The sequence below is a fragment of the Sorangiineae bacterium MSr11367 genome (genome assembly GCA_037157805.1).
Classification (GTDB): Bacteria; Myxococcota_A; Polyangia; order Polyangiales; family Polyangiaceae; genus Pendulispora; species Pendulispora rubella.
This window is the reverse complement of record CP089983.1, coordinates 10,186,412-10,206,670: the sequence shown is the minus strand read 5'-3', so window position 1 is coordinate 10,206,670 and position 20,259 is coordinate 10,186,412. Positions and strand designations below refer to the sequence as shown.

At 65.9% G+C, this 20,259-nt stretch carries 21 protein-coding genes; 6 read left to right on the top strand and 15 right to left on the bottom strand.

Features of this window, described 5'->3' with window-relative positions:
• The first annotated feature begins 7 nt into the window (after positions 1-7).
• From LVJ94_39315 to LVJ94_39305, 3 genes are read left to right on the top strand one after another with little or no spacing between them, the layout of a single operon-like run.
• Positions 8-511, top strand: a complete 504-nt coding sequence (locus tag LVJ94_39315; GenBank protein WXB02945.1) for a hypothetical protein — start codon at positions 8-10, stop codon at positions 509-511.
• Positions 512-520: 9 nt separating this feature from the next.
• Positions 521-3,106: a MoxR family ATPase gene (locus LVJ94_39310; GenBank protein ID WXB02944.1), complete on the top strand. Its 2,586-nt coding sequence runs from the start codon at positions 521-523 to the stop codon at positions 3,104-3,106.
• Positions 3,103-5,265, top strand: coding sequence for a VWA domain-containing protein (locus LVJ94_39305; GenBank protein WXB02943.1), 2,163 nt, complete (start codon positions 3,103-3,105; stop codon positions 5,263-5,265). The genes LVJ94_39310 and LVJ94_39305 overlap by 4 nt, the downstream gene beginning before the upstream one ends.
• Positions 5,266-5,267: 2 nt before the next feature.
• On the opposite strand, the gene LVJ94_39300 is transcribed toward LVJ94_39305, so the two are convergent.
• The 7 genes from LVJ94_39300 to LVJ94_39270 form a co-directional block, all read right to left on the bottom strand.
• Positions 5,268-6,758: a DUF362 domain-containing protein gene (locus tag LVJ94_39300; GenBank protein WXB02942.1), complete on the bottom strand. Its 1,491-nt coding sequence runs from the start codon at positions 6,756-6,758 to the stop codon at positions 5,268-5,270.
• A gap of 17 nt (positions 6,759-6,775) precedes the next feature.
• Positions 6,776-8,362 (bottom strand): caspase family protein, encoded by a 1,587-nt coding sequence (locus tag LVJ94_39295; protein WXB02941.1) that lies wholly within the window; start codon positions 8,360-8,362, stop codon positions 6,776-6,778.
• Positions 8,359-9,054: a hypothetical protein gene (locus LVJ94_39290; GenBank protein ID WXB02940.1), complete on the bottom strand. Its 696-nt coding sequence runs from the start codon at positions 9,052-9,054 to the stop codon at positions 8,359-8,361. Before LVJ94_39290 ends, LVJ94_39295 begins: the two co-directional genes overlap by 4 nt.
• Complete coding sequence (locus tag LVJ94_39285; GenBank protein WXB02939.1) at positions 9,048-9,476, bottom strand: RNA polymerase sigma factor; 429 nt, start codon at positions 9,474-9,476, stop codon at positions 9,048-9,050. Before LVJ94_39285 ends, LVJ94_39290 begins: the two co-directional genes overlap by 7 nt.
• A gap of 38 nt (positions 9,477-9,514) precedes the next feature.
• Positions 9,515-10,234, bottom strand: coding sequence for a hypothetical protein (locus tag LVJ94_39280; GenBank protein ID WXB02938.1), 720 nt, complete (start codon positions 10,232-10,234; stop codon positions 9,515-9,517).
• 41 nt (positions 10,235-10,275) lie between these two features.
• Positions 10,276-10,680, bottom strand: coding sequence for a hypothetical protein (locus LVJ94_39275; GenBank protein ID WXB02937.1), 405 nt, complete (start codon positions 10,678-10,680; stop codon positions 10,276-10,278).
• Positions 10,681-10,750: 70 nt separating this feature from the next.
• Entirely contained in the window at positions 10,751-12,091 is a 1,341-nt protein-coding gene (locus tag LVJ94_39270; protein WXB02936.1) for a sulfatase-like hydrolase/transferase, read from the bottom strand.
• A 120-nt stretch (positions 12,092-12,211) separates the two neighbouring features.
• Here LVJ94_39270 and LVJ94_39265 point away from each other — a divergent pair, with 120 nt between their 5' ends.
• Both LVJ94_39265 and LVJ94_39260 read left to right on the top strand, forming a co-directional pair.
• Positions 12,212-12,595, top strand: coding sequence for a terminase (locus tag LVJ94_39265; GenBank protein ID WXB02935.1), 384 nt, complete (start codon positions 12,212-12,214; stop codon positions 12,593-12,595).
• A gap of 48 nt (positions 12,596-12,643) precedes the next feature.
• Complete coding sequence (locus LVJ94_39260) at positions 12,644-13,060, top strand: nuclear transport factor 2 family protein (protein ID WXB02934.1); 417 nt, start codon at positions 12,644-12,646, stop codon at positions 13,058-13,060.
• On the opposite strand, the gene LVJ94_39255 is transcribed toward LVJ94_39260, so the two are convergent.
• The 5 genes from LVJ94_39255 to LVJ94_39235 form a co-directional block, all read right to left on the bottom strand.
• Entirely contained in the window at positions 13,043-13,360 is a 318-nt protein-coding gene (locus LVJ94_39255; GenBank protein ID WXB02933.1) for a hypothetical protein, read from the bottom strand. The genes LVJ94_39260 and LVJ94_39255 overlap by 18 nt on opposite strands.
• Positions 13,361-13,404: 44 nt before the next feature.
• On the bottom strand, positions 13,405-13,743 hold the full coding sequence (locus tag LVJ94_39250) for a hypothetical protein (protein ID WXB02932.1): 339 nt from the start codon (positions 13,741-13,743) through the stop codon (positions 13,405-13,407).
• A complete protein-coding gene (locus tag LVJ94_39245; protein WXB02931.1) occupies positions 13,740-13,931 on the bottom strand; it encodes a hypothetical protein in 192 nt (63 codons plus the stop codon). Before LVJ94_39245 ends, LVJ94_39250 begins: the two co-directional genes overlap by 4 nt.
• Before the next feature lie 137 nt (positions 13,932-14,068).
• Complete coding sequence (locus LVJ94_39240; protein WXB02930.1) at positions 14,069-14,437, bottom strand: RNA-binding protein; 369 nt, start codon at positions 14,435-14,437, stop codon at positions 14,069-14,071.
• A gap of 194 nt (positions 14,438-14,631) precedes the next feature.
• Positions 14,632-15,681 (bottom strand): cyclase family protein, encoded by a 1,050-nt coding sequence (locus tag LVJ94_39235; GenBank protein WXB02929.1) that lies wholly within the window; start codon positions 15,679-15,681, stop codon positions 14,632-14,634.
• Positions 15,682-15,757: 76 nt separating this feature from the next.
• On the opposite strand from LVJ94_39235, the gene LVJ94_39230 reads away from it, so the two are divergent.
• Entirely contained in the window at positions 15,758-16,669 is a 912-nt protein-coding gene (locus LVJ94_39230) for a LysR family transcriptional regulator (GenBank protein ID WXB02928.1), read from the top strand.
• A 153-nt stretch (positions 16,670-16,822) separates the two neighbouring features.
• Here LVJ94_39230 and LVJ94_39225 read toward each other — a convergent pair whose 3' ends face one another.
• The 3 genes from LVJ94_39225 to LVJ94_39215 are packed head-to-tail and all read right to left on the bottom strand — an operon-like array spanning position 16,823 to position 20,098.
• Positions 16,823-17,587, bottom strand: coding sequence for a hypothetical protein (locus LVJ94_39225; GenBank protein WXB02927.1), 765 nt, complete (start codon positions 17,585-17,587; stop codon positions 16,823-16,825).
• Between the two features lie 15 nt (positions 17,588-17,602).
• Positions 17,603-18,739 (bottom strand): metallophosphoesterase, encoded by a 1,137-nt coding sequence (locus LVJ94_39220; GenBank protein ID WXB02926.1) that lies wholly within the window; start codon positions 18,737-18,739, stop codon positions 17,603-17,605.
• 9 nt (positions 18,740-18,748) lie between these two features.
• Positions 18,749-20,098, bottom strand: a complete 1,350-nt coding sequence (locus LVJ94_39215; protein ID WXB02925.1) for a cytochrome-c peroxidase — start codon at positions 20,096-20,098, stop codon at positions 18,749-18,751.
• Between the last annotated feature and the right edge of the window lie 161 nt (positions 20,099-20,259).

Sequence of the window (20,259 nt, the reverse complement as noted above, 5' to 3'; positions counted from 1 at the left end):
AGATCGCATGAGAACTAGAATTTCTCCGTGGGGGCTTCTCGCACTCGCGTTGGGAACTGCGTGCGGGAGCGCGCAAAAGCCGGTGACGTTCGTCACGTCGGCGACCGTCGAGAGCGGGATCGACATCGTGAGTCGCACGTTGGCCGCCGAGGGACACTCGGCCACCTCCGTCGATCGTCAGACGGGCATCGTCCTCACGGAGTGGCAAGACACCGGCTTCGGATACGGCTTCGTGAACCAGCAGCCCGCGAACATCGTGCGGCGCTACGTGGTGATTCTCGCACCCTCCGGCAACGGCGCGAACGTCACCGTGCGCATCGACACGAAGCGCTGCGCCCAAGGTTGGTCGACCATGGCGGGCGTCGACCGGCAAGGTCCGTGGATCGTGAACTTGCCCGGTGCATATTGCCAAGAGAGCCCGATGATCCCGGGAAGCTTCCAGGAAGACATCGACGCTCTCGCTGGGAAAATTCAGCACGCGCTGGCTGCGACGGCCCCGAAGACGATTTAAATAGCGGGGATGGCCGAGCCCATCCCCATCGCCGAGGCGCCTGCGGCGGTTCGCTTTTCTAGGTTCTTCAACGAACTTGCTCGCGCTTTCATGGAGCGCGAGGGGCTGCTTCACCAGATCGCGCTGGCGCTTCTCGCGCGCGAACACGTGTTGATGACCGGCCCTCCGGGCACCGCGAAAAGCGCTGTCGCATCCGCGGTGCTCGGGAGGATTCTCGATGAGAGCACGGGGGCGCCCAGCGTCTTTTCGCGCCAGTTCACCGAGAGCACCGTGCAGACGGATCTCGTGGGGCCGGTCGACTTCAAGACGCTCATGCAAACGGGCCGCACGGAGCACTTCACCGACGAAGGCATGCTCGGCGCCGTGCATGCGTTTCTCGACGAGGTGCTCGACGGGCGCGACATGCTCCTGCGCACCACGCTCAACGTGCTGCACGAGCGCGAGCTCAAACAGGGTACGTTCACCACCAAGGGCGCCATCGAGTGCGCGTTGATGACGACCAACCGCTACCTCGCGGAGGTCCTCGAAACGTCGCGTGAAACGCTGCTCGCGTTCATCGACCGCATCGCGTTCATCGCCTTCGTTCCCAAGAGCTTTGCCGACCACGCCAACTTCGCGCAGGTGCTGCGCACCCAGGTTGGAGGGGCAGGGCGCCCGCGTTTGGGCTCGCTCCTCACCATCCAAGATTTGGACGTGCTGCAGGCCGCCGTCGATGACGTGTTCGTTCCCGACGAGGTGTGCGACGCCATGGGCGCGCTCATCGAGGCGCTCGATCGCGAGCTCTCCAGCAGCGCACGGAGCGACCCCAGTTTTTCCCCGACGCGCTACCTGTCGACGCGCACCGCCGTTCGGCTCGGGCGCGTGCTGCGTGCTGCGACGGTTCTGCGGCGCATCACACGGGGCGGGCCCGAGGAAGCCTCCTTCGACGATCTGTCCATGCTTCGTTACAGCCTGCTCTTGTGCGGGCCTCCGCGCGAAGCGGTGGAGAGCCTCCTCGCGCGCGAGACCGATCCGCGTGAACGGCGCCAGCTTTCCATCATGAAGGTGGAGGGCAGCATCTTCGATGCGGTGCTGGCGCGGTTGCCCAAGCCGGCACCGAAGCCGGTCGTGCAAGTCGCGCTCGAATCGGTGGACGAGCTCGCGCGCACCGTAGAGCGAGTGAAGAAGGAGGCGGTGCCCGCGACGCTTCTGCGGACCGCCGAGAAGCTGGCCAAGGCGGCCGACGCGGGCGGGCGCGAGGCGCAGCGGGCGGCCTCGCTCTTGGCCGAGACGTTGGACGCGCTGAGCGGCGGCGCGCTCGAACAAGGGCTCGCCGGCGGTGCGGGCGCGATGCCCGTGGACAAGGTCGTGGACGACCTTGCGAACCTCGCAGAGCGGCTGGAGAAAGCCTCGGGCACGACGCGGCCGATTGCGCGGTGGCTGCGCGGACGGGCGATGACGCTGCTCGAGGAGCACGCGTCGCTGGGGTTCGCGCCCGTGGGCGCATGGCTCGACGAGGGCGAGGTGACGGTGCGCCCCATCGAGAGCTCCGACGCGATGCTCGCGTCGCTGGAGAAGCTCGTCGCCGAGCACGCGAAGCTTAACGCCGAAGGGGCCGAGGCGACTGCCAAGGTCGAGGGGGCGCCGTTCGCGAGGGCGGCAGCGCGCCTCGAGGACCAGCTGGTCGTGCTCTGGGACGGCGAGCTTCAGCGCGCGGTGCGGGCGGCGTTGCTGGGCAAAAATGCCGATCAACTCGAGGCGGTGGTGGGCGCCCTCGAGCCGCATCTGGAGCACGTGGATCGGACGGGGCAGCGCCTGGAGGCACTGGGGGCGGTGCCGCTCGCCTTCAAATCGCGCGTGCTGGGGCCGCGGATCCGGCCGCTGCTCGAGGCAGCCTTCGAGCGCATCGACGCGAGGGATCGCCTGCAGGTCATCGAGCGCACGTCCTCGGTGTTGGAGCGCCTCGAGGCCGTGGGCCTGGGGCGCGTGCTGACCCGCGGTGAGCTGCTCACGCTCATCGCCCACGTGCTCTTGCGCACCGAGCGGGCGTCGCACCCGGCGCCATCGCCAAGCGCGAAGGGCTACCGCGATCTGCGCAACGCCGAGCAACGCGTCTCGCTGACGTACACCCTGCTGGTGACGGCCTTTCGCGTGTCGCAGGACGCGGCCTCCTCCCGTGTGGAGTATGACGCGCGCCTCGCGGACGTGCACGAGCTCCTGGAGGGGATCCCCGCGGAGCTTCGCGACCAAGTGGTGACGATGGATATCGAGCGCATCGGTCGCGCGGTGACCCTCCTGGAGCAATTCTGGGAGACCCTGCGCGGTCCCATCGAAAGCACGTGCGCCTCGGGTGATGCGGCGGCGTTGCTCGTCGTCCTCGACGACACGCGAAAGAGCCGCTTTTTCCATGTCGCGTACGACGAGGGCGCCTTCGCGCGCTTCTCGCTCGAAGCGCGTCTCGTGGGCGAGGTCTTCCCGGCGGCGCTCGAGCGCACCGCCGCGCTGCGGGCGCGCATCGACGGGCTCGAGTCGCATTCGAGTGCGCTCCTCGCCCGCCTGCGCCGCGGCCATGCCGACGCGGTCTGGGCCGATATCCTCGCGACGGGACGCCCGTGACCGCGGAGCTCGGCGCGCGCATCGAGCGTCTCTCCCTCGGACCGGAGCACATCGAAAAGCAGCGCCTCGTCAAGGTGGCCCGTCCGCTCTTGGCGGCCTTCGGTTACCGCCCGAAGACGGTGACGATGGCCTTGGAGGCGTTCGGTGCGTCGAGCGAGTCGGCCGAGTCGCTCCAGGCCGCGTGGGACGAACTGGAAGAGAACGTGGAGCTCGTGGAACGCGCGACCATCGTCGTGGGGCGGCCGCTCGTTGCGTACGCGGCGTGGCTGCGGCGCGTGTGGGAGCTCCTTTCGCGGGCGGCGCCGCCCGCAGGTTCCGTGGCGTTGCTTCCGCCGCTCGGCTTCGCGACGGACGTGCCCGAGACGACACGCGCGCTGGAGCTCGAGCTCGCGCTGGTCGATCACCTGCTCGACGGTGCGCGCACCGAGACGCGCCTCCTCGGGCGAAGGCGGCAACAGTTGCTCGCCGCGCGCCAGGTCCTTCTCGACGTGGCCGCGGCGCTGCCGCTCGACGCCGGCGCGGTGGCGGCGCGAAGCGCGTACGTGGCGCAGCAGATTGCGTGGCTCGATCGCCTTCAAGCGGCGGGACTCCAGGCCGACGTCGATCTGATCCATCAAGCGCGCCAAGCCTCCCGCACGGGCGACGTTCGCCTTCTCTACGCCGGCCTGCGCGCACTCCAGGACAGCGGCGACGCCGAGCTAGGACCGGCTGCTTCGCGTGCGCTCGGCGGCCTTCGCGGGTGCAGGCCGCTCGAGATCAGCGAATCGCTCGAGCGCTCGGCGAGGGAGACCTTCGGCGCCGTGGTGTTTCGCGATGATGCCACCCGCGCATGCGCCCTGGCCGTGGACGGCGCGTTCGAGCTCGGCGCGCCGATGACCCCCGTGCGCGTCGACGAGGAGCGCCGGCGGCTGCGCGCGGTGCGGTTTCCCACGCCGGCCATGCAGCTGGTCTCCGCCCGCGGTGCGGAGGATCTTCGGGACGCGTTGATCACCGACCCGCGGGCGTTGCTGCTCGATCTTGCCGCGGGACGCCTCTTGAGCCGTCGCTTCATTCGCGAGGAGGTCGAGCGGCGCTCGCGCGTGGTCATGACCAGCGAAGTGCGCGTCTACGTGCTCGACGGCTCCACCTCGATGCAGGGCAACCGCGCGCGCATGCGCGACGCCATCGTCCTCGCGGAGCTAGCGACGCTCCGAAAGCGCCTCGAGGACCCCGGCCACGTGCGCCCGATGCTTTACTTCCGCTACTTCACCAAGGAACTCGGGGACATCGTCCGGGTCTCCACCCCGGCGGAGGTCGACCAGGCCATGGTGGGCATCAGCTCCACGGTGCGCGAGGGCGGGACGGACATCGAGCGCGCACTGCTCGCGAGCTTCGCCATGATCGCGCAGGCCAAGGCGAGCGATCCTGCGCTTGCGCGCGCGCAGATCGTCCTCGTCACCGACGGCTGCGCGCCCGTGAACGAGCCCCAGGTCACCCAGGCGCGCGAAAGCCTGGGCGATCTTCCCATCGGCGTCAGCGTCATCGCCCTGGGCGAGGAGAACCCCGTGCTGCGCGCGCTGGTGGCACAGCAGCGCACACGGGGGGAGCGCGCGTTCTACCATTTCATGGACGACGCCCAGCTCGAGGGCATCTGCAGCGGTGCCCAACTCGGGCCATCGTTGCACGCCGACATCGCACCCGAGCAAGAGATCGGGCTGCTCCTGGACGAACTGGAGCTCATTGCACGGCGCCGCGACCAGAGCGCGCTCGAAGACCTTGAGCTCGAGGCCGACGCGCGCCGCGAGGCCGGGCTCGAGCCAAGCGACACCACCGAGGGCGAACGCGCGCACACGGAGGCCCTCTACCGCGATCTCCGCGCGCTGGAGCAGCGCTTCGCCCGTTGGTTTCCCGACCCGGCCGCCGCCCCCGTGCCCATGGCCATCGAGCCCGAGGAGGAAGAGGCGGTCTACGTTGCGCTCGCCGCCATCGCCGAGGTCCTCGACGTGGTCGGCGGAACGGAGCTCCACCGCCGCGCCGACGCCATCGCCCTGCTCGAGCGGCTGCTCCCGGATGCGCGCCTCACCCCCGCCACCTACGCCCGCACCGTATCCTCGGGTTCCGAGCGCATCACCACCGCCCTACGCGCCGTGCACCAGGCCGTCGCGGGGCGTGCTCCCTGATCTCACTCCACTTCGGGCCGCGCCTGCCCCCGCTCGGTCTCACCCCGCACCTGGTATGGGTGCCCGAGCAACCGTTGCCACGCCGAGCTCCCGCGCCACGCCAGATACGAGCGATTGAAGCCGAGCACGTTCCGCTTGTCGAAATACGGATTTTGAATATTGCCCAACTCGGCGAGCAAAAGAACCAACTCGCCAATGCTCACCGGACAGCCCTCGAGCCGGATGTACGGCTGCTTCTTCAGCTCGCGCAGCTTTCCGGCCATCTTCAGCATGCGCGCATACACGTCCTTGTGCTTGATCTCGTATGGATCGAGCTGCGACCGATCCTTGTACAAACTTTCGATCCGCACCACCTCGCCGCCGAGGCTTCCCTGCCATTGGCAGCAGTCCCCCACGAAGACCACTTTCTCGCCGTACTTGATGTCCAGCGGTCCTTTGTAATGGCCAAAGACCATATGGAGGCGCGGCAGCTTCGCATCGCATTGCTCGTCGTAGAGGCGCAGCACCTCGATGACTTCTTCCATGACGCCCGGGCAACCGCCCCAGCAATAGCCATCGTCGCCGTGGCCGGGCGGCGGTCCCGCATAGCCGAAGATGTTCGTCCCCTCGAAGTACTTCTCGATGCGCACCAAGCCCACCTGGAAGCCCTTCGCGCGCTCCTGCATCTCCTCGACGGTCACATCCCCGGTGATCTTCGCCTCCAGCGGGCCGAAGCCGCGCTCGTGCGCGAGGCGAATGTGCTCCACCTCCATCGGGTCGACGCCGATGATGCGGCAGCACACGGAATCGAGCGCCACCTGGTTGTTCCCCATCACGATGAGCCCGAGCTCGCGCGGGATTGGCGTCAGCATGCGCCCCTCGCCGGCGATGATGGCATCCACCGCGCAGAACTGCGGCTGAATGATGTATTGCAAATCGGCCACCTTGCGGTTGAGCGCATGGTCGTGATCGATGAGCCGGTGCCGGTCGTCCTGGATACCAATGTAGTTCTTCATCGAGAACGTCACCGTGGTCCACGGATGCGCCTTGAACTTCGGGCAATTGACGAAGAAGTCGGCCCGAGCAATGGGCTCTGGCGTAAACAGGTAATCGCGCAAACGCCCTTCGTGGTGCAGCGGAATCTCGACTTGCGGCTCCTCCTCGAAGAAATACCGCTTGGCCCCCACCCGCGAGACCACCTCGTTGTATCCCGCCTCGTCGAACACGAAGCGCGTGGGCACGGTGATGCCGCTGCGCTCCCCGATGGCGAGCTCCTTCATCGACCCATCGTCCCGATCCTTCAGCGCGAGCAGCACCCCCTCGGCAAACTCCGCACGCGTGTGCGCATGCGTGAAAAGCTCCCCGGCGGCGACCAAGTTGGGCTTCACCAAGGTGCGCCCGAATGGCCGAAGCCCGAGTTCCTCGAGCCCCCCGCGCACGATGGCGCGGATGTTCTGAACGTCGTAACCGTTCGCGCGGCGAAGAATGACGCGGGCGTCTTGGGTCGGGTGCATCCTTCGAGAGTACGCCTTTACCAAGTTTTCGATAGACCGACGGACGGGCGAATGCTCAGGTCGGCCTGCCGCTTGGTTTCGCCGGAAACGGCGTTTTCCAGCGGATACAAGTACAACGCAAATGCACCCTCGGCCGAGAGCGCGAAGCCGCCTGCGAGTTCGAGCGATACGCCGAGCACGCCCGCACCGGTCATGCCAAAGGTTCGGCTGTCGCTCGCGCTTCCGTTGCGCAGGTCGAAGTTCTGCGACAGAAAAAGTGCGCCCGCCTCGATACCGAAGTACGGCGATACGCTGCGTAGGTCGATGACGCGCACGAGACGCAGTTGTGCGGTGGCCTCGTCGACGGTGCCTTGCAATCGCCCATTGTCGAAGGCCGCACGGCACACGCCCACGCGCAATTGTCCCGTGAGGGCTTCCCAATGAATCCCGACCTCACCGTACCCGCCGAAACAGGTGCCGGTGGCATTGCTCAGCGCCGTGTGAACCTGCGCCCCCGCCCCCACGAAGAACGCGGAGCTTCGCACGCCGCCTTTGCGCACGAGTCGGGCGTAGGCACTCCTACTCAGATCCGCATCGCGCACCTCGCGCGTTTCCCAAGCGCCGACCCGCACCCGCCCCTCGAGCAGCGCATCGGGCGCACGCGCGCGCAGGAAATACGTGCCGGGACGCACGCTGATGTGCCGCGCGCGATCCGAGGCCCCGATTTCGCCGACGACGGGACCGGAGCTCGAATCGCGGAAGACGAGGTAAGGTTTCCCGGCGGGCACCACCAACGTCGCGCGGCCGGAGGTGTGTTCCCACAAGGTCGTGAGCTCGAGCTTTCCATATCCGGAAAGCTCGTAGCGGAAGGTGGGATGCTGCGTCCCGCCGAAGGTCGCGCTGGAGGCCCGAACGGTGTTCTCCGAGGCGTAGCGGTACGCTTCTTCGACGGATACGTTGCCATCGCCATCGACGTCGCCTGCACCGAGCAGGGCGGAGTTGAGGTAGTGGGAAAAGAAGGAGCCCTTGATGGCGTCGGATTCCTGCGCATCCTCGTTCGCCGCGCTGGCCGTCCAAAAGAGAAGCCCTTCGCGGGCCAGGCTCCCTTCGGTGCGAATCTCCACCGGTGGGGCGCGCGTGCCACCTTTGACCCGGGTAAGGGCGCCGGAGCGGCATGCATCGAGGATCAAGAGGCGAAATTCGGCCGCGGAAGCGCGAACCCATTGTTCGAGCTCGCCGAGCGGCAGAGCGCTGCCCCGAAGATGCAAGGCCGCGCCGTCCGCGTGGCCGGAGTAATACGCAAAGAGAACGACCTGCGTGTTCGGTTTGCTCGCGGCCAGGCGAAGGCGCTCGCCCAGGCCGGCCAGCGCCTTGCGCACGGTGTCGGCGCTTTCTCCTTGGAGCAAAACGAGTTTGTCCGGGTCGAACCTGCCCAGCGACTGCAACGTGTCGCGGATCTTTTCCGCGTCCGATTCCGCGTAGCGCAGTTCGGCTTGCTCGGGCGAGCCAACGTTGTTGCCGAGGATCAGACCGAACCGCTCGACGTCGGCCATGGCCGGCTTGGCCACGAGCAAAGCAAGCGCGCACCCTGCGAGTTGGGCTACGAATCGGACGAAGGCGTTCACGGCGTGCGCGCCCCTTTGACCAGGGTCCAGCGCGTGGCCGTGCACGATGGCGGCGCCGTGAAGCGATCCCCCTCGCGAAGCAGGCGTGCGCGAAGCGGTTCGGCATCCTCGGGCCCATCGCAGACGAGGCCCACGATGGATTCTTCACCGAGCACGTCGTCGAGCACGATGCTCGTCGGAAGCGCGCGCACCTCGTTCCCCGTGGTGGCGGGCATCTCCGCCGCGCCATCCGCGTACACCGATGCCGCCCCCGAGCCGTCGACGCTCAGCACGAGCACGTGCACCGGATGCCGCGCCGAATAGGCGAATTGAAGCTTGTCGCCGGGTTGAACGCGTTCGCCCGGAACGCCACTGCGCACGTGATCTTCGTGCTCCACGAAGAACGCGACCTCGTTTCCGCCACCTTTGAGCCGCGTCGTGTCCTCGTGGCGCGTGCGAACGAAAAGGGCGATGCCCGCGGCCAGGGCCAGACCGCCCACGGCCATGGCCGGCCACCTGCGCGTTGCGCGCTTCGTCGGCAGGCGAAGCGGCGGCCACTGCTCGCGCATCCGAGCGTACTCCGCGGAGAGCTCGTCCCTCCGCGCGCGGCATTTTTCGCACTCCGCGAAATGCCGCTCGGTCTCCTCGTCGCGCAGCTCGCCGGCGAGGAACGCGTCGATGCGGTAATCCGATAGGCAGCGCCGCGTCACCATGAGAGTCCTTTCTTCGCGGCGCGCGCGCGAACCTGTTCGAGGAGATAACCCACGCGCCGCGCCGAGCAGTCCAAGGCGAGGGCAACCTCCTCGTGGGACATGCCATCGAGCCACGAATGGACGGCGGCCATCCCGAGGTCCTCGGGAAGCCCCGCGAGGAAATCGCGCATGGCCAGCGATTGCTCCGGTCGCGGATCGTGCCCCTCGGGCATCGACCGGCCACGAAGGCCGAGAATACGCCCGCGCGTTCGCTCGTTTCGCAATCGATTGAGGCACTTGTGCGTCGTGACCGTGTAAAGCCATGCCACGACGGAGTTCTTCCCGCCCAATTGGGTTGGATCGGCCAGGAGCGACACGAAGATCTCCTGCACGACATCGCGCGCCGCGTCCTCGTCGAGCAGCTGGCGCGCACGACGAAGCACGATGGGCCCGTGCGAGCGATACAGCTCTTCGACGTGGTCTAATGATAATTGGGCCAATCGAGAGACTTCCCTGCTGCCAACTTCAATGTGACTTCCGTGCCGATGGGCACTTCGTGGAGCTCGTCGTAAATGTAATCCGACCCGCACGCCACGCGAACGGCCCAATTGTCTTCGCCGGCCCGCGTGCGGTAACACGCCTCCCGCTCGGCGAGCATCGCCTGCTTCTCCTCCGGGGAAAATCGAACGACCTTCATCAAATGAAACCCTTGGCTCAACGTCCCATGCAGCACGTTCGCGGTTGCGGTATTCGGCCGTACCGGCTCCGGCATGTACACCAGCACGTAATCCTCGACGATGCCGATCGCCGTGCTATCGAGCGGCCCTTGGGGGCCCGGTGTTTCGAGCGCCACGATGTTGGCCACGGCGAGGGGGACCTCGTTCGGGTGCAGGCCCTGATGGCCAAAATCGTTGAAGACGTGCGGCTCCGGCGGTCTCAGAACGTCGAGGCGAAACCTGGCCGGAAAACTCCCGCGCACCGTTGCCGCCTCGGAGCTCACGATGTCTCCTTGCCGCGTGAAATTGTCCCAGCCCAACATCACGTGAACGGCGGGCGGAATCGCATCGGCGCCCAACACGACATTGCCTCGTAGAACGACGAGTGGCTCGCCTTCGTAGTCCGCATCTTTTTGAGCCGAGCATGCCGGTATCAGCGCGAAAAACACGACGAGCGCTGTGGCCACGAGAAACGCACGGGGCATGGCTCCGTCTAACATTTCCGCCGCCGACCGGGGGCTCCAATTCAGCGGACCCGGAAGCTCACACTATTTCCAAAGTCCCCGTCGGCCGTTTCGGCGTGCGCCAATAGTTGGTATTGGCCGCTCGGCGTGGTGGGCGACGTGACGATTTTGACGTTGCCGTCCGTGCGGAAGTCCCACAATTGCGTCGGTCCTGAAAATTCGTTTCGTGAAATGCTGATTCCCGCCTCCGACGGGAGCGGTTTGCCATCGATGTCGCGCACGGCAAAGTCCACCCATTCGAGCGCTTTTTCACCGCCGCGGGCCGCGCCGGTCACGACGAACGAGTCGCCTTTGGGGACGGAATAGGGGCTGATTTCGAGTTGGATCTGCGAATACTCGCGCGGCACATTGTCGCCGGCGCAGCCGGCCAAGAGCGCGGCTGCGAGCCCCATCGTTCGGATCTTCATGTCCATCAGGACCGCGAGCGCGCGCGGCCGGCAAAAGAAAATGAAGAAACGAAGCGAGAAGAATCTCTTCTCAGTCTTTGCGAACCGGAATTCCACCTACCGGCGCCACGTCGGCAATGGCCCGGGATGCCTCTTTGTACCGCGCCATCATGTCGCGGGTGAGCTCCTTGTCTTTGCCAAAGAGATCCTTTTCCTCGCGCGGGTCGTTCTTCAAATCGAACAGCTCGAAGCTTTGGTCTTTACCGCGCGCGATGAGCTTTGCGTCTTCGTGCCGGAAGGTACGACGCCGCTGATTGAACTCGTCCTCCGGCAGATCGGTCACGATGTCGTGCGACGGTGCGGGCGGCTCGCCGAGCAGCTCCGGCGCGAAGCTCTTTCCGTGCAAGCCTTCCAGCGGCTTGGCGCCGAGCAAGTCGGCGATGGTCGGCGTCAGATCCAGCGCGCTGCGCGTGGACTCGATGCGGCGTCCGGCGGCCTGTCCCGGGACGAAGGCCATGAGCGGCACGTGCACCAGCTCCTCGTACAACTCGTGCGCGTGCTTGATCCGCCCGTGCTCCCCGAAGGCCTCCCCGTGGTCGGCGCTCACGATGATCGCGGTGCGCGCGCCCCAAGGTTCCTTGGCCACGAAGTCGAGCAGCTTGCCGATCCACAGGTCGGTGTAGAACACCTCCTCGTCGTAGAGATCGCGCGGGCGCGTGCCCCAGTGCGGCGACTCGTCGTGCCCCTGGTACTTGTCGTGCGGGTCCATGTAGTGGAACCACGCGAAGAACGGGCGCGATCCATCGCCCCGCAGCTTCTCGTTGCTCAAAAGCTCGATGGCCAGCGGCGTGAGCTTCTGGCTCGTGACGTGCGGGTCGGTGTTGTAGTCGAACGTGATCTTCGGCACGAGCTTCCACTCGGCAAAGCCGCGATCCAGGCCGGCGTAACCCTTGTCGAGGTACGCGTGGGCCTGGCCGGTCATGCAGGGGATCTGCTCCTTGGCGAGCAGCTCGCACAAGAACGGCGGGTTGTCCTTGTAGCGCGTGAAGAAGACGCCCGTGCGTTGAAGCTCCGACGGGTAACGCCCGCTCAGGAAGCCGACCAAGCTTTTCGACGTGAACGACGAGGTGGAGTACGCCTGCGTGTACACCGTTGAGCGCCCCGCGAGCTCCGTCAGGCGCGGAGCAATCGGCCGCTTGTACCCGGCCCACGGCATGTCCGCGCGCAAGCTGTCGATGGTGATGAGCAGCACGTTGAACGGCGGGCGCGGTGCGGCTGCCACCGAGGCATCCACGGCGGGCGCATTGGACGGCGCCGCGGACGCGTTGGACGTGGCCGCCGAAGCAGGGCTCGCATCGCTGCGCGAGCAACCCGCGACGAAGGCGGCGACCGAAACGAAGGGCACGAACAGGAGGGCGGCTCGAGAAAACACGGGCCTCGTTCCCTAGCACGACTGCCCTGCCCGACGAAAATCGTGGGGATTCTGCATGCAATCGCTGCCGTAGCCAGTTCGTTCAAGAGCCGGGCAGGGGACCTCCGCATACTCACCCTCATGAACTCCCGACACGATGAATCGGTTCTCGCCCGTCAGTGGAACAACTACCGCAGCGTGCATCACAGCCGGAAAAACCTGCTGATTCACCTGCTCATGGTGCCGGTCTTCATGGCCGGCACCGTTTCCGTCGGCGCGGGCGTCGTGCTGGCCATCCTGGGCAAGGCCGGCGCGTTCGGGGCGGCGGGCGCCATCGCCGGCGGGCTCTTCGCCATGATCCTCTCGATCGGCCTTCAAGGCGTCGGTCACAAGGCGGAGGAGCGTGCCCCGGAGCCCTTCGCCGGGCCGAAGGACGTCGTCCTGCGCATCTTCGCCGAGCAGTGGATCACGTTCCCGCGCTACGTGCTGAGCGGCCAGTTCGCGCGTGCGTTGTCGGGATCATGACCTGCGAGGTAATGGCTCCACCGCCGCGCGGTGCCTAACGTGATCGGCATGGATACACGCACCGTCGTGGAGCGCTTCTTCGATCGACTTACTGCCGGCGCGGTGGAGGATGTCGCCGCCTTGGTCTCGGATCCGGTCGACTGGTACATCCCCGGGCATGAAGCCATTGCCCCATGGCTTGGACGGCGCACACGCCGCCACGAGGTGGAGGAGGTGTACCGGCTTCTGTTCCGCAACGTCGAGCCCATTCGATTCGCGATGCACGACATCGTCGTCGAAGGCAACGTGGCCGTGGCCAGCGGAGAATTCGCCTCGCGCATGCTCGCCACGGGCAACGTCTACGAATCGCTGCTCTTCGTGCATTTCACCGTCGTGGACGGCCAGATCGTGCGCTATCGCCTGCTGGAAGACACCTACGGGCTCGTGCGCGCCATGAGCGCGCACCCTTCACACCCAGCGGTGTGATTCGCCTTTGACGGCATCGACCTCGCCGTCGAGTTCCAGCGCCGCTTCGCGGGTCTGCGAGGGGGCATCGCCGATGCGCCGGCGGTACTCCAAGTGCGCGGCATCGAGACGGCCGAGTGCACCGGCCATCGCGGTCAAGCTCGCGGCGGCAGGCTGGCGTCCCCCGTGAATCCCGCCGGCCAGTCGCTTGGCGGCGTCGAGGTGTTCCTCCAGTTTCGATGCGCTCTCTCGGAGCGGCACCGGCACCGTGTCAGGACCTTCCCATCGACCGACCCGCGCCGTGGCGGTCAGTGATTCCATGAGGGCGTTGAGTATCTTGCGAAAATCCCCGATACGCGTGTCCTTCATAGGGCGCGTACGGTCCCAAGTGCGGCGGCGACGGCATCCCAGTCGAAGGTAGGAAGCTTGCGTTCCAGGTGCTGCTCGGCCCACGTACGGGCCACAGCCTGAAGAGCTTCCGCGCGGGTGGCGCCCCACTCGGTGACGACTTCGGTCTCGGCCGTGCCACGGACCCAAGCCCGCACACGCCATTCGCCCTCGTCCTCTTGCGAGGACCGCTGGGCGATCGAAATGGTCAAACGATCGTCGTCACAACGAAAGTCGTAGACCATGCTTTCTTCTTTGCGAAACTGATCGGTGATACGCAGCGCACGCCGGCCGGCGGCCTCGGATTCTTTCGTCACGAGTCCTCCTCGGCGACAGGTTGCGGACCCGGCACGATGTGGGCGATGTCAGGATCGACGCCCGTGTCCGTCGACGAGCGGGCTGGGCGCTCTTCGCGGCGCTGCTTTTTCCGCTCTTCCTTCTCGCGCTGCTTGTCCAGGCGAGCTCGCTCTTTTTGACGCTTTTGGAAGGTGGTGTTTGAAGCCATGCGCGCAATTATCCCATGCCGGCTGGGCGGCTCGTTGAGGCTATTGGGGAGGGACGCGCCGTCGCTGCTGTTGCTTGCAACCGAAGCTGAAGCGAAGAGCAGCTGGCGCGTCCGAGATGGCGAAGCTGGAGTCGCGACTACCAGCGATTGCGGCCGCCGCCGCCGCCACCGCCACGTCCACCACCACCACCGCCACGACCCCCACCGCCACCGCCGGGACCGCGTCGGGGGCCACCGCCACCGCCGCCGCCACGCTCCGGGCGCTCTTGGGCCTCGTTGACCTTCAACGGACGGCCATCGAGAAGCGCGCCGTTCATCTCGTTGATGGCATCAGACGCCGCTTGAGCCGAACCCATGGTCACGAACGCAAAGCCACGGGGCTGACCGGTTTCCCGATCGGAAACGACGTACACCTCAGCGACTTCGCCGAAGCGCGCAAACGCCTCGCGAATGGATTCCTGAGAGGTCTGGAACGAAAGGTTGCCAACGTAGAGCCGATTGCCCATGTTTTCCCGATTCGAATTCGCAACGATTGAGCGCGATCTCGACTATCGAGAGGCGTGGTCGTACGCGGTTGCTCGCGGGCTGCGAGGTCCCCGAAGAGTGAGGCCTTGCCGCAAAAATTGCAAGGGAGCACAAGAACGCACCCGCCGTTTCATGCCACCCCTAACTTTTCCGGCCCATCCGCAAGGCCGAGCTGTCACGATTTGGGGCGTAGCGGTATCGCGATGGGCCGGAACGGCGCCGCCGACGCACCCCGCAATCGCAGCGGCGCGGCGATGAAGGCGAATTCGTACGTGCGGTCGCGCGCGAGCTCCTCGAGGTTGATCACCTCGATGATGGGGATGCCTCGTTGGGCGAGCAGGTACGTGTGGAGGGGAATCCAGTTGTCCTTCCGGGGCGAGGGAAGCACCTCCGGCGCGAACGCATCGCTGCCGATGACCATGACGTGCTTCTCTTCGGCCAGCCATTGGGCGGCTTCGAAGGAGAGGCCGGGTTCGTTTCCGCCGTAGCGCGCCCGATCCGGCCAGAGCGACATGCGGCCCGTTCGGACGAGAACGACGTCGCCCGGCTGCAAGGCCGTCGATTGGCGGGCGAGGGCGGCTTGCATATCGGCCAAGGTGATCGCGTACGAGTTGGGGAGCACCGCCACGCCCTTCGAGGCGGCCACGTCGATGAGCACACCGCGCGCGAGGATCGGCGGCATCTTGTCGACGCCATTGCGCGTCCAACCGTGGTCGCCGAGGTGGCCGTCGGCCTTCACGCCGTTGTAGACCTCTCCGTCGAGGCCGAAGTGGTTGAGCGCATCGATGTGCGTGCCCGTGTGCGTGTACATCGAAATGGCATCGCCGGTGTATGAGACCTTGTCGTTGTGGGCGTTCCCCACCTTGGCCGGATCGTCGACGCCGGTGCCGCGGGGCGTGTGCGTCATCCAGATCTGGTAGTGCGGATCGCCGAAGGCGTCGAAGCTCGGCATGCCTTGGAAATAGTCTGTCGAGAGATCGTAGACCTTGCGCACGTCGAGGCGCGACAGGATCGCCGTGCGCGATTCGACGGTCATCATGTTGAGCGTGCCAATTTCGTCGTTGGGCCCCCATGGGCTTTTGCCGACGGATTCGGAGCGCGGCGCGGCCGACGTCGGGGTCGTGGCGGCCGGGGGACGTGCCTGCGCTGGGGTGCATCCGGCAAGCCAACTGAAAAACAAAAGGGCCGAGATGCCCACGGCGGACTTCGTGAACGAGGCTTTCATGGTGCGGGATTTAAGGAGCCCGCGATCCCGCGGAAAGGCGCGCGCGTGTCCGGAGATTAAGGACAGAATGTCCTCAATGAGCCTTCTTCTGGACGACCCCGGGGTGGGGATGGCGAGCGTGCTCGCCTTCGTGCGCACCGCGGAAACCGGCAGCTTCGCGCGTGCGGCGGTGTCGCTCGGGCGCACGCCGTCGGGCATCGCCAAGGCGGTCTCCCGGTTGGAGCAGCGGCTCGGCGGCGCGCTCTTCACGCGAACGACGCGCACCCTGAGCCTCACCGAGTGCGGCGAGGTCGTGCTCGAGCACGCCAGGAACGTCGTGGAGAGCATCGCCTCCGCGGAAGCCGCCATCACCGCCGCACGCAGTGGCCCGCGCGGCCGGCTCAAGGTGAGCGTGCCCCACGGTTTGGGGCGCGCCGTCGTCTTACCGAGCCTGCCGCAGTTTGCGCGCGCGTATCCGGAGATCCGTGTCGAGATGGACTTCGAGGGGCGCCCCGTCGACGTGGTCGGCGGCGGCTACGACGTGGTGCTGCGCACCGGAAAGGCGCCCGACAGCGGCCTTCGCGCCAAGCGGGTCGGCCGGGTGCGCGAGATCCTCTGCGCGGCCCCCTCGTACCTCGCGCGCCGCGGCATCCCGCGCACCCTCGAAGAGCTTTCCCGCCACGATTGCATCCGTTACCGCTCCCCCAAGACGGGGCGCGTCCAAGCGTGGACCCGCGCGCGCGATGACGCCGCCAACGTGCCCGCGACCCTCGTCTTCAACACGGCGGACGCCGTCGTCTTCGCGCTTCGCTCGGGCATGGGCATCGCCCAAGTCACCGAATGCACGGTACGCACCGACCTCGCCGAGGGCGCCCTGATCCCCTTGTTCGACGAGCCCCGCCCCGACGACGCCGGTCGCGACGTCTGGCTCATCTGGCCGGCCGATCGCCATCATCAACCCAAGGTGCGGGCCTTCATCGATCACACGGCGGCCCTCTTCGCTCGTTGATGACCAACGGAAGAAGGCAACCGCCAAGACGCCAAAGCCGCCAGGATCGCCAGCGGAACCAGCAATAAAACCAAATTAAGGATTTATCGTTGGTTCACCTGGCGATCCTGGCGCCTCTTTTTTGGCGTCCTGGCGGTTTCTTCTTCTCGTGATTCAGTGCCGGCCGTAGTCCAGCGACTTTCCTTTGCGCTGCGCGTAGATGTACGCCTCGAGGCCGCGCATGCGCGGGTCGTCCGAGGACATGGGCTTGGCGCGGACGGGGTGCTCGAGGCACCAATTGATCATGTCGCGCAGGAGCGCGACGCGTCCCAATTGCGGTTGGAACTTGGGATACGTTTCGGGGTGCGTGTTCGCTGCATGGGGATGGCACATGTCGCACGAGACCGCGATGGTGCTGCCCAATTCGTCGGCACTGTGAAAGACGCGCGAGCCGGCGGTGGCGATGCGCTCGGACTCCGCCTTCCACAAGGCGACGTCCTGCTCGGTCACGCGGCCGTAGGTTTGCGCCTGCTCGGCCTTCGGTGCACCACCGGCGGCGCCCGCCGTGCTGGTTTGCACGTTGACCAACTTCGAATTGTCGGCCGCGGGTTGCAGCTTGTGGCGCTCTTTTTCCTCGGCTTCCCAATTGCTATTGGGGTTTTGCCGCAGCCACTCGGCCATGAGCGAACCGGCAATCGAGGTGCCCGGCGTGCCTTCCGGCACGACGGTTTTCGTCTTGCCGTCGCAGAGCAAGACCTCGACGCCCGGCTGGCCCGAAGGCTTGCCCGATCCATTCGATGCCGTGTTCTGCCCCGTGCCCTGTGCGGGCGGATTCTCGGCGGTCTTCGGCGGCTCTTGGCTGGCCGAGCTGCACGAGATATCGAGCGCCGCCAGTGCGGATATCGCTACAACGATGAGGGAATAGCGTTTCGGTGACATGATTCGGATCTCCTCTCAGAAGCTCGTCCGCACGGCAGCCGCCGGTTTGTCCTTGCCGCCCTTGCTCGACAGGAACGACGACCGCACCGTCACCGGATTGCGGTTCCAAAGATTGTAAACTTTGTCGACCAAGCCATTGGCCAACACCTGCACCGAACCATCTCCGCAGCCATCCTGAGGATCGAACGGATCCGGTCGCGCCATTTGAACGGTGAGCTCGGGCAGCCCCTCCGGCGCGTACGGCCAAGGCCACGCGGTGGAGAGGAATCCGTGGAACGACATGTTGCCGATGCGATTGCTCAGCAATTGATGCGTATGCCCGTGGAGCACCGTCACGTTTTGGAACTTGCGCAGGATGGCCTGCACCTGTTCGGCGTCATCGGTCCAGAAGTTCCACGGCTTGTACAGCTTGTAGAGCGGTGAGTGCGAAAAGACGATGAGCGGCGTCGACGCGGGGATCTTCGCCAGGTCCTTCTGCAGCCACGCGCGACCTTCGTCGCCCACGGTGAAGGGGCTCTGCACGCCGTTGTCGAGGCCCGCCACCGTCTTCATGCGGTCCATGGCCGAGAGCTTGCGCGCCGTCCAGAAGTCCTTCTCGACGACGCTGTTGAGCACCACGCAGTGCACGCCTTTGTGGTCGAACGAGTATTGCGGCTGCCCGAAGAGCTCCCGCCACTTGTCGCCCAAGTCGTAATACCAATCGTGCTCGCCCACCATCATGCGGAGCGGGGCCTTCAGGCTCTTCAGGATCTGCGCACCCAGTTCGAGCTCCTTCGGCTGCCCGAGCTGCGCCAGATCGCCGCCGTAGAAGACGAAGTCCGGCTGCGGATCCATCGCATTCACGTCGTCCACCGCGCGCATCAGTGCGTTGACGAATCGGTCATTGAGCTTCCGCTCGTACAAGTGCGAATCGGAAATGTACGCGAAACGGAAATTCCCTTTTTGCCCGCCCGGTGTCTGCCCGTAGGCCACCTTCACCGGTTGGAACGAGTGCGGCGTGACCAGACCCTGGCTGGCCACCGCGGCACCGGCGGCGAGCGATACCTTCATGAAGCTCCGGCGATCCAGCTTCGCGAGTCCGCGAAACAGGCTATCGCGCTCCTCCATGTGCTTCGTTTCGATGCTCTTCCAGGCGCTCTTTTTGGTCGTCATGACGTACCTCTATTTCTGAGCCTCGAAGGGCAATTTCTTGCGATTGGCGAGCGCGTCGTCGCGGAAGGGGCGGCTCTTTTGGGCCACCGCACGCTGGCGGTCGAACTCTTTTTGATTCGCCTCGGCGAACCGTTTGTCGGTCAGCGAAAATAGGAACGCCACCACCTGGTCGACTTCGCGCTCGCTCAACGCCAGCGGCTCGATGCCGCCGTCGAGGAACGGATTCGCCTCGCCGCCTTTGTTGTAGTGATCCACCACGTCCCACAGCGTTTGCATCGACCCGTCGTGCATGTACGGCGACGTGATTCCGATGTTGCGTAATTGCGATGTCTTGAACCCGCCAATGTCCGAGCGGTTGCGGGTCACCACGAAGCGCCCGAGCTCGGAAAGGTCCGTCTCGAGGGCCATCTGGTCCATCGTCTCCTTGGTGTTGCTCTTCTCCAAGGAGGTGAGGGCCCGGCCGGCGAGCTTGTTGAAGTCCTGGTGCCGGGCGGAGACGCCGATGTTGTGGAACTTGTTGTTCGTGCCGATGGGGCTGTTCGAGCTGAATTGATGACAGGTCGAGCAGCGCGCCTTTCCATTGAAGAGCGCCCAGCCGCCCTTCGCATCGTCGGACAGCGCCGCGGCGTCGCCGACGGTGAATCGGTCGAACGGTGCATCGAGGAACACCAGGGTTCGCTCGAAGGCTGCAATCGCGCGGCCGATGTCCTCGTAGCTCACCGCCCGCCCGTACGCGGCCTGGAAGTCGCGCTGGTATTCGGGGACGGCCGCGATCGCCTTGGTGGCCGCCGCGCCGTCAGGCATGCCCATTTCAATCGGGTTCACGATGGGCAACCGCGCCTGCTCCTCGAGGGAGGCCGCGCGGCCGTCGAGAAACAGCGTGTTGAAGAACATCGCGTTCATCGACGTGGGCGCGTTGCGGCGCCCGAGCTTGCCATCGACGCCCTCCGAGGTGGGCCGCCGATCGGTGAAGCCTCGGCTCACGTCGTGACAGGTCGCACACGAGACGGTTCCATCGCGTGAGAGGCGCGTATCGAAGTAGAGCTTTTTGCCCAGCGCCACGCGCTTCGCATCGAAGGCGTTGTCCGAGGGGACGAGCACTTTCCAGAAGCTGTCGGCCACGCCCGCCGGCGGTGCCCCGTCCGGCTCCTTGGAAAAAAGGCCGGGGAGCTTCGTGAGTTGCTCCGACGAGGGCATGGCCCCGTGCGGTCCATTGCCGAGCAGAATCGGCGGCGCCGACGCTGCAGGGGGCGCGGCTTGCGCGGGTGGTTGCGGTGCGGCTGGTTTTGCAGGTTGTGGCTGGGCGCTGACGGCTCCCGCCGTGGCCCCCGCCAGGATTAGTACGGCAAGAAAGCTCACACGAGCCCCCCTACGCCATCGGCCAACGTGGGGCATCTGGACGTCCTCTCGTCGCATGACGACCACCTCCGACCAAAGACTCTCTGCTTAAACGCGAAAACCTTCCAATCGAAGACGATGATGAGCTGATAGTTTCAAGTTATCGGCTTCGGGTAGTCCGA